1 protein-coding gene is annotated in these 2,907 nt (G+C 48.6%); it reads left to right on the top strand.

The annotated features are described in order from the left end of the window. The first annotated feature begins 752 nt into the window (after window positions 1-752). The gene (locus CHB90_RS26415) at window positions 753-2,729 is read left to right on the top strand and encodes a hypothetical protein (RefSeq protein WP_141135989.1); all 1,977 of its coding nucleotides are present in this window, start codon (window positions 753-755) and stop codon (window positions 2,727-2,729) included. Window positions 2,730-2,907: the final 178 nt, after the last annotated feature.

Below are 2,907 nucleotides of genomic sequence, written 5' to 3'. Positions count from 1 at the left end.
GCCCGTCATGGAGTGCCTCAAGATGTCCATTATCGATCATGGACATTATCGACAGCAGAGGCTCACCGTCAGAGCGGTCACAACGGACGGATACGCACTATTTTGCGCGACGTATGTTTGAGCGCCGACCAACGCGATCGGATCAGCCCTTCAAGAATGTCTTCCGCTGACTCGCCCGTGAAGCGCTCCAGTCGCAGTTCGCGCGCTACCTGTCCGTAGCGTGAGTGGACGGGGCGTTGCATTGACGCACTTTGCCAAATGTGTCTTCTTGCGGTTGCAGCGAAACATCCACATCGCTAGGCCATGTGATCGAACTTGATCACGCCGGGTGCAACCCAAAGTCGGTGAGGCGATCTATGAAAAAGTCATCTGAGCAGTCCTTTTGGTGCAACACTGTGGCTGTCGGGGCAAACACGCCGAGGTTCGCTTGGCCGTATTAGAAACAACGCGGATCACTGACAGCAGTGATCGCAAGAATTGTCCCGCTTCAATGCCCAAGGATATCTATCTGAGGTGGAAGTCTGGGATGTCGGGTAAAACCACTTTAGGGACACAACAAATCGCCGTTTGTATCGATCTGAAAAGTCCACTTCGCACCGAAACTCCTTGTACGCCTATGCGTGTAGGGAGGGCCGACCTCAGGGCGCCTCAATTCGGCACACTGATCGAATCAAAATCATAGGCACTTCAGCCACCTGCACCGAAACCCAAGGCGCTCATATATACACTCCTCGACATGTTAAGGCTCGACAATGACAAGCTACATCAATCGGTTCATTTTTTGCGACATGGGACATACCGGCGCTGACGCATTGAAGCCGGAATTGCAACGTAGAGTTCCTGATTTGATCTTTGCGCCGCGACCGTCCGTTCAGATTCCAATAGCACCCCGAGAGGCAGACACGGAGTCTGTGGAACCGAGGGACAAGTACATTGTCGTTGTCAACAATCCTATTGTACGAAACCTCAGATTCTTCACAGCGCGCGCGGCCGATCATTCCGAGGATCAAGGAATAGACACACACGTTGACCGCTTTATCAATGGCGTCGCACTGCGAGGTGCGCAGCACTGGTTTAGTAAGGAAGTAGTCCAGTTCCTTGGTGTCAATTACGAGAAATTTGAAAGAATTGAGCCCGGCGCAGCCTCGGTTTCCTGTGAAAAGGGGGAAGTTCTGGTTTTGGGAATGGAGCTTCCACTAGACTCGATTACGAGGTTGATATCTGACTTCCTGGAAGTGGATGTAAGTTTTGAAGAGTCGGCCGAACAATTCTCTCAAAACGAGAGTGCTCTTTTCGAAGAAATCAAGGCCGTCGGTTTGCCTATCTCCTATGTTTCCGAAATATTGAACATGCCATTTGTGCGTCATTTGTACGACAGTGCACAAATTCGTCAAATGCGCTGTTCGTGGGAGAATTCGGCTCCAGCAAGACGAATGCGGAAAGATGTTTCTTTTGAAGATTTTGGAAATGAGATTCCATCTCGTATCCCCAAAGCTCCTCCGGGAATGAGGGTCTATGAAGCTGAAGGCACATTTTTTCACAAGGCAAAAAGGAAAAATATTGCAGTTTCCAAATTCTGGTGCGCCGAACCGAGCCATCCCGAGGATTTTCGAAATTTTGAGCGCCGAGGTGAACACAATAGGTATAACTATATGAATTGGAAAAGGGGCAATCTGGATGCCATCTCCGGTGTTGCCTTCAGGCCAAAAATGGATGTGGCTATCCATGATATCACCATTGAGTTGGTGGATCTTCCAATTGAAAAATATCCTTTTCTACTGGGAGATGGCTGTGTGTATTTTGACGAGATCTCTGAATCGGATAATATAAGACGCATTTTCCCAGGCCCAGCAGAAGCACATTGCACGGCCATGTCGATCTCAAATAGTTCAAATTTTGTTAGGCATGTGGGATTTCCGTCAGATTTGCCGTTGTATGTGTCGGAAAATGAGTGGATCACCACACCGCAACATTTTGCGAGGCACTGGCCTCATGAAATCAGCGAGGAGGATTTGGAGACTGCCAGAGTGAAAGTGAGTATCTCATATAAGCCTTATGAAAAGTCTCAAAAAGTTCATAAGTTTATTAGAATTCCATATTTGGATCAATACCCGAAATCACCTGTGATGATCCAGGAGAACCGCCCTTGGTACAAGGCCTGGGACGAAGCAGAGCCTTTGGTGGTTCGAGGTTACTCTGTATATTTCTCTCCCAAACCTCCGATCAGGCAGAAATTGGAAGATCTCAAGATTTTCGTTCAAGATCGGGACGGAAATCCTGTTCCTGGTAAAGAGCTAAAAATGAATGACCAGATTGCCGGAAACGGGGAGGAGAGTTTTTCACTAAATCCAAGCTTCGTTCGTGGGGACTTGGTGGTTGAAAACGGTGAAACTTTGTCGGCAAGCGGATACTTGGTGGACGGGACTCCGGCGGCTGACATGGCTTTTTATGTTCTGGTCGAGATTCCTGATTCCCGCATTGACGCGGCTTACGGCAATCCTCTGTATTATTCCCAAGGGTGCGCCAATCTGGACTATCTTCGCAGCCAATATGATCAAGATCGCGTTGATTTCAACTCAACACCTGCTGCTATATCAATTTTGGATTTCATCGGTGAGTCCAGTTTGTCACCTTGGTTTGAAAATGTAGGATCCAAGACCAAATCCGTCGATGGCGACGAAAAGGAAAGCATGCGCTCTTTGGCGGCTGGCTACATATTTGTCGACTGACGGGAGAGATTAGCGATGCGGGCATCACATCTGAACGCACATTGTTCTTCAACATTGTGCATCAAGTGATGGTCCGTAGTCGTTAGTGTTGTAGTCTTCGATTTCGCGCTGTGATTGTTCGATTGTTGGCTGGGTGAGGTGGTCCCCGAAAACTGGACACTGACGTAAGCTCCGACTT

The organism is Antarctobacter heliothermus, assembly GCF_900188425.1.
Taxonomy (GTDB): Bacteria; Pseudomonadota; Alphaproteobacteria; order Rhodobacterales; family Rhodobacteraceae; genus Antarctobacter; species Antarctobacter heliothermus.
This window is presented reverse-complemented; position numbering and strand designations above follow the sequence as displayed.

Bases quoted from the DNA above. Each gene is read 5' to 3' on its own strand.
- CHB90_RS26415 (WP_141135989.1), top strand. From the start codon at position 753: ATGACAAGCTACATCAATCGGTTCATTTTTTGCGACATGGGACATACC.